4 protein-coding genes are annotated in these 6,524 nt (G+C 69.3%); 3 read left to right on the top strand and 1 reads right to left on the bottom strand.

The annotated features are described in order from the left end of the window. A partial coding sequence (locus tag CHC08_RS44780) for a chaplin family protein (RefSeq protein ID WP_143653636.1) occupies positions 1 to 1,428 on the top strand: 1,428 nt, incomplete at its 5' end. Between the two features lie 181 nt (positions 1,429 to 1,609). On the opposite strand, the gene CHC08_RS53175 is transcribed toward CHC08_RS44780, so the two are convergent. Continuing rightward, a complete protein-coding gene (locus CHC08_RS53175; RefSeq protein WP_435881193.1) occupies positions 1,610 to 2,026 on the bottom strand; it encodes a DUF5703 family protein in 417 nt (138 codons plus the stop codon). Between CHC08_RS53175 and topA the strand changes: the two genes are divergently transcribed. Both topA and CHC08_RS44765 read left to right on the top strand, forming a co-directional pair. Then, on the top strand, positions 1,953 to 4,601 hold the full coding sequence (topA, locus tag CHC08_RS44770) for a type I DNA topoisomerase (RefSeq protein WP_089213463.1): 2,649 nt from the start codon (positions 1,953 to 1,955) through the stop codon (positions 4,599 to 4,601). The two genes, CHC08_RS53175 and topA, sit on opposite strands and share 74 nt — an antisense overlap. 404 nt (positions 4,602 to 5,005) lie before the next feature. After that, entirely contained in the window at positions 5,006 to 6,502 is a 1,497-nt protein-coding gene (locus tag CHC08_RS44765) for a metallophosphoesterase (RefSeq protein WP_245878956.1), read from the top strand. The last annotated feature ends 22 nt before the right edge of the window (positions 6,503 to 6,524 follow it).

Raw genomic sequence — 6,524 nt, 5'->3', positions numbered from 1 at the left:
GGCGGCGGTGGCGGTGGTGGGGCCGGTGGCAACGTGACCTCCGGGCGGGGCAGCATCCTGGGCGGCAACCAGATCGTCGCGCCGATCACCGCTCCCATCAACGTCTGCGGCAACTCCGTGGCCGTCCTTGGCGACGCCTTCGCCGGTTGTGAGGGCGGTGCCAAGGTCACCGGCCGTGACAGGCCGGGCTGGCCGGACGGACCGGGTAGGCCGGGCTGGCCGGGTAAGCCGAAGGGACCGGGTAAGTCCGGCTACTCCGAGCGCGGCTCACGTCCCGGCGGGCACGGCGCAGGCTCCGGTTGGCAGGGCCCGCGTTCCGGTGGGCAGGGTTCGGGCCCCGGCTGGCAGGGTTCGGGTCCCGGCTGGGAGATCCCGGGTTCCGGCGCGGGGGGCAACCGCACCTCCGGGCAGGGCAGCATCGCGGGCGGCAACCAGATCGTCGCGCCGATCACCGCTCCCATCAACGCCTGTGGCAACGTCATCGGCAGCGGTCAGGCGGGCTGCCTCGGCGGTTCGTCCGTCGAGAACGGCTGGGGTGGCGGCGGTGGGGCCGGTGGCAACGTGACCTCCGGGCGGGGCAGCATCGCGGGCGGCAACCAGATCGTCGCGCCGATCACCGCTCCGATCAACGTCTGTGGCAACGCCGTGGCCGTCCTGGGCAAGGCTTTCGCCGGTTGTAAGGGCGGCGCGTCCGTCAAGAGCTTCGGCTGGGGCGGCGGTGCCGGTGGCAACCGTACGAACGGCGACAACTCGATCCTGGGCGGCAACCAGATCATCGCGCCGATCACGGCACCCATCAACGTCTGCGGCAACGCCGTGGCCGTCCTGGGTGACGCCGCCGCGGGCTGTCTCGGCGGCGCCCACGTCGGCGGCCCGTCCGGGCACCCCGGCGGTAACGGTGGCGGCCAGGGTGGCTGGAGCGGCGGCTGGAACGGCGGCGGCCAGGATGGCAACGGCGGCGACTACGGACACAGGGTCGGCAAGCAGCGGACCAGCGGCCTCATGTCCGCGTCCCCGTTGACCCCCGCTTCCGAGGCCAAGGACGCAAGCGGCGCCGCCCGCAAGTCCGGTTCCGCCCTGTCCTCGCTGCCCGTCGTCGGTGGGGTGCAGGATGCGGCCAAGCTGCCGGAGCTGCCCATCGTGGGAGCGGCGCAGGACGTGGCGGGTCTGCCCGCCACCTCCGGAAGCGCTCAGGCTCCGGAGTCGCAGGGCTCTTCGGCGGTGGACTCCGTGACCAAGCTGGCCCCCTCCACCCCGCTCGACGGCGTTGTGCCGCTCGGTGACGTCGGCCTGATGAGCGCCGCTCAGCCCGTCGGCATGACCGGGATGAACTCCGGCTCGCTGCTCGCCCTCGTGCTCGGCGCCATGGCCGCCGCCTCCGCGACGCTCTTCGCGACCACCCGCCGCATCCGCCTCGGCCGGAAGTAAGGCATCAGTAACTCATTGGACATGTCTCCTCAAGTCTATTGAGGAAGACACACAGGCGCTTTGCCGGTGGCGGGGGAGGATAGCCGTACCCTCGAGGTACGACATCCCCCCGCCCGGTTGAGCACAGAAGCTTTGCCCGTTCCGGGGGCGCGGCCCGGGGCGGGCAAAGCCATGTCCGGGGTCACATCGTCCTGGTCACACGTATGATCTTGCGACGCAGTCGAACGTCCCGGCGGCCGTCGGGATACAGTCGCAGACGGTCGAGTTCCCAATCACCGTATTCTGCATGTTCGGTCAGTATCCGTCGGGCCGCGTCCCGGGAGGTGCCTCGCGGAAGATGGAGAACCAAGTAGGAGTAGTCGAGCACAGCGATTAGTCTCCGAGGGTGAGCTGGGGGACGTCGATACTCATAGGGCTTTATTCTGCGTCCTTGCGGCTTTCCTTGGGAGTGCCCCCGACCCAGATCGGGTAACCCGAGTGAAGGAAAACGGGGAACGAATGCGAACAGCGAGGTAGGAAGCAGCGTGCCAGCCAAGAACGGCAACGCCGGCGGAACCCGCCTGGTGATCGTCGAGTCGCCTTCCAAGGCGAAGACCATCGCCGGGTACCTCGGCCATGGCTACATCGTGGAGTCCAGTATCGGACATATTCGCGATCTCCCCGAGAAGGCCGACGACATCCCGGAGAAGTACAAGGGAGAGTCCTGGGCGCGCCTGGGCGTCAATGTGGATCATGAGTTCGAGCCTCTCTACGTTGTCAATCATGACAAAAAGGCGCAGGTGAGCAAGCTCAAGCAGCTGCTCAAGGACGCCGACGAGCTCTATCTCGCCACTGACGAGGACCGGGAGGGCGAGGCGATCGCCTGGCACCTCCGCGAGGTGCTCAACCCCAAGGTGCCGGTCCACCGCATGGTGTTCCACGAGATCACCCCGCGGGCGATCCAGGAAGCCGTGGCCAATCCGCGCGACCTGAACCTGCGGCTGGTCGACGCCCAGGAGACCAGGCGCATCCTCGACCGCCTCTACGGCTACGAGGTCAGCCCGGTCCTGTGGAAGAAGGTCAAGCCCCGCCTGTCCGCCGGTCGCGTGCAGTCCGTGGCGACCCGGCTGGTCGTGGAGCGCGAGCGCGAGCGCCTGGCGTTCACCAGCGCGAGTTACTGGGACCTGCAGGCGCTGTTCGACACCGGCCGCGACGAGGTTCCGCACGAGTTCACCGCCACGCTGACCGGCGTGGACGGCAAGCGCGTCGCCCAGGGCCGCGACTTCGCGAGCAACGGCACGCTCAAGGGCACCGGCGTGCTCCACCTGGACGAGCAGGCCGCACAGGCACTGGCCGGACGGCTGGGCGGCACCTCGTACAAGGTCAACTCCGTCGAGCGCAAGCCGTACACCCGCAAGCCGTACGCGCCGTTCAGGACGACCACGCTGCAGCAGGAGGCCAGCCGGAAGCTCGGCTTCTCCGCGAAGTCCACCATGCAGGTCGCTCAGCGCCTGTATGAGAACGGCTTCATCACCTACATGCGAACCGACAGCATCACGCTGTCGGAGACCGCCGTCGCCGCCGCCCGCAGCCAGGCCATCAAGCTGTACGGCGCGGCGTACGTGCCCGACAAGCCGCGCACCTACGCCAGCAAGGTGAAGAACGCCCAGGAGGCGCACGAGGCGATCCGTCCCTCGGGCGAGGAGTTCCGGACACCGGGCGAGACCGGGCTGAGCGGTGACATGTTCCGCCTGTACGAGCTGATCTGGCAGCGGACCGTGGCCTCCCAGATGAAGGACGCGGTCGGCGAGTCGGTCACCGTCAAGGTGGGGGGCACGTCCAGCTCGGGAGAGCTGGTCGAGTTCAGCGCCTCCGGGCGGACCATCACCTTCCACGGCTTCCTCAAGGCCTACGTCGAGGGCGCGGACGACCCGTCCACCGACCGCGACGACTCCGAGAAGCGCCTGCCCAACCTGGCCGAAAATGACCGCCTCACCGCCGCCGGGCTCAACGTGCTGTCGCACGCGACTAAGCCGCCGTCCCGGTACACCGAGGCCTCGCTGATCAAGGAGCTGGAGGACCGGGAGATCGGCCGCCCGTCGACGTACGCGTCGATCATCGGAACGATCCTGGACCGCGGTTACGTGTTCAAGAAGGGCACGGCCCTGGTGCCGTCCTTCCTGGCGTTCGCGGTGGTCAACCTGCTGGAGCAGCACTTCGGCCACCTCGTCGACTACGACTTCACCGCCGACATGGAGAAGGTCCTCGACGACATCGCCAACGACCGGGCGGAGCGGGTGCCCGAGCTGCACCGGTTCTACTTCGGCGTGAACGGTGACGAGGGCCTGAAGGAACTGGTCACCGACATCGACGAGATCGATGCCAAGGAGATCAGCTCCTTCTCGATCAGGGACACCGACATCATGATCCGGGTGGGCCGCTACGGTCCCTACCTGGACCGTGACGGCTCCCGGGTGAACGTGCCCGAGGACCTGGCCCCCGACGAGCTCACGGCCGAGAGGGCCGAGGAGCTGTTCACCCGCTCGTCGGGCGATCGGGAGCTGGGCAAGGATCCGATCACCGGCCACGTGATCGTGGCCAAGGACGGCCGCTACGGTCCCTACGTGACCGAGATCCTCCCGGAGGAGGCGCCGCCGGCCGAGGGCAAGAAGAAGACGAAGAAGGCCGACGTCGTCAAGCCGCGCACCGGATCGCTGCTCAAGACGATGGCCCTTGACACCATCACGCTCGACGACGCCCTGCTCCTGCTCTCGCTGCCCCGGACGCTGGGGGAGATCGACGGTCAGGAGGTGACGGCGCAGAACGGCAAGTTCGGTCCCTACATCAAGAAGGGCACCGACTCGCGCTCGCTGACGTCCGAGGGCGAGATGTTCACGGTCACCCTGGAGCAGGCCAAGGAGCTGTTCGCGCAGCCCAAGGCCCGGGGCAGGGGCCGCGCCGCCGCCGCGCCCCCGCTGCGCGAGCTCGGTGAGGATCCCGTCTCCAAGAAGCCGATCGTGGTCAAGGAGGGTCGTTTCGGCCCGTACGTGACCGATGGTGAGACCAACGCCTCCCTGCGCAAGGACGACGAGGTCGAGAAGGTCACCACCGAGCGTGCCGCCGAGCTCCTCGCCGACCGCCGCGCCCGCGGCCCGGCGCCTAAGCGCCCCACCCGCGCGAAGGCCAAGGCCTGAGCGAAAAGGGCCGGCCAACAGGCCGGACGAGCTGAGCCGGACCGGCTGAGCCGTCGAGCCCACGAGGAGACCTCAAGGTCGCGAGACCGCAGGGCCCCAAGGCGTCGAAGCCCTGAGGCCCTGAGGTCCCGAGGCCGCAAGGTCCCAAGGCGTCGAAGCCCTGCGGTCCCGAGGCCGCAGGGTCCCGAGGCGTCGAAGCCCTGAGGTCCCGAGGCCGCAGGGTCCTAAGGCCCTGAGGCCTGAGATCTCGGACCTGCTGAGGCCCTGAGATCCCGGGCCTTGAGATCCCGGGCCTTGAGATCCCGGGCCTTGAGGGAACGCATCCGCCGTCCCGCGCGTTCTTCGCAACGCGCCGGGTACGGCCGGCGGACGCGAGGGGTGGGTACGTTTCGATGGTGGGCTTCGTGACGCTGATCCTCGGGGTGGTCACGCTGGTCCACTACTACCTGTGGCGTCGGCTGATCCGTTCGACCACGCCGCCCGGGCGGGTTCGCCGGGTGCTGACGTGGATCCTGGCCGGTCTCGGGGTGCTGGCCCCGGTGACCCTCGTCGGCTCCCGCAGCGGGTGGGGGCACTTCCTGGCCTGGCCGGGGTTCTTCTGGATCGCGGTGATGTTCTACCTGTTCGTGTTCCTGCTGGTCCTGGAGATCCCCCGGGCGGTGGCCGTACTGGCTCTGGGAGCGGCCCGGCGCCGGGCCGACCGCAGGATCCCACCGGCGGTCGCGGCCCGTCGCACGACCCGGGCCGAGGCCCTCGCCGATCGGCCCGTGCCCGCCGATCAGCAGGTAACCGCCGATCAGCTCGTACCGGCCGATCAGTATGTGTCCGCCGGTCAGCCGGTACCCGATGATCAGCAGGCAACCGGGCAGCACGTATCCGCTGGTCAGCCCGTACCGGCCGATCAGCAGGCAGCCGGGCAGTCCGTGTCCGTCGGTCTGCCGGTGTCCGCCGGTCAGCAGGTAACCGGTCGGCCCGTGTCGGCCGAGCAGCCCACGTCCGTCGAGCAGCCCGTGCCCGCCGCCCGTGAGGTGCGGTCGGACGGGGGCTCGAAGGCCGGGCCGAGCCTGATGGGCCGCAGGCTTTTCATCGCCCGTACGGCTGCCGTCGCCGCCGGGGTGGGAGCGCTGACCACGGTCGGGACGGGGATCAGGACGGCCCTGGGCGATCCGGTGATCGAGTCGGTCAAGGTCGCGCTGCCCAGGCTGGATCCGCGCCTCAGCGGCCTGCGGTTCGCCGTGGTCAGTGACATCCACCTCGGCCCGCTCACGGGCGTGGGGCACACCGAGCGGATCGTCCGCATGATCAACTCGCTGAGGGCCGACGTGGTCGCCGTCGTCGGGGATCTGGTCGACGGCACGGTGGCCGAGCTCGGCCCGCTGGCCAGGCCGTTGAAGAGCCTCGAGTCCCGCTACGGCGCCTATTTTGTCACCGGCAACCACGAGTACTACACCGCCAACGGCCCCCAGGAGTGGATCGAGGAGCTCCGCGGGCTCGGGATCCGCCCGCTCGGCAATGAGCGCGTCGAGATCGCGCACGCGGGAGCCGTGCTCGATCTCGCCGGGGTCAACGACGTCAACGGCGCCGCCTCGGGCGACGGCCCCGACTTCGAGCGGGCGCTGGGCGGCCGAGACCGTTCACGCTCCACGGTCCTGCTCGCCCACCAGCCGGTCCAGGCCTCGGAGGCGGCCCGGTACGGGGTGGACCTCCAGCTGTCCGGCCACACCCACGGGGGCCAGATGGTCCCCTTCAACCTGGTCATCCCGCTGCAGCAGCCGGTGGTCTCCGGCCTCGGCGAGGTGGACGGCACCCAGGTGTACGTCACCCGGGGTGCGGGCTTCTGGGGACCGCCCGTCCGAGTGGGGGCTCCGCCCGAAATCACCCTTTTAGAGCTCCGAAACTAGAAATTGTCAAAACGTTGAACAC

This window comes from Streptosporangium subroseum (assembly GCF_900188345.1).
GTDB classification, from domain to species: Bacteria; Actinomycetota; Actinomycetes; order Streptosporangiales; family Streptosporangiaceae; genus Streptosporangium; species Streptosporangium subroseum.
This window is presented reverse-complemented; position numbering and strand designations above follow the sequence as displayed.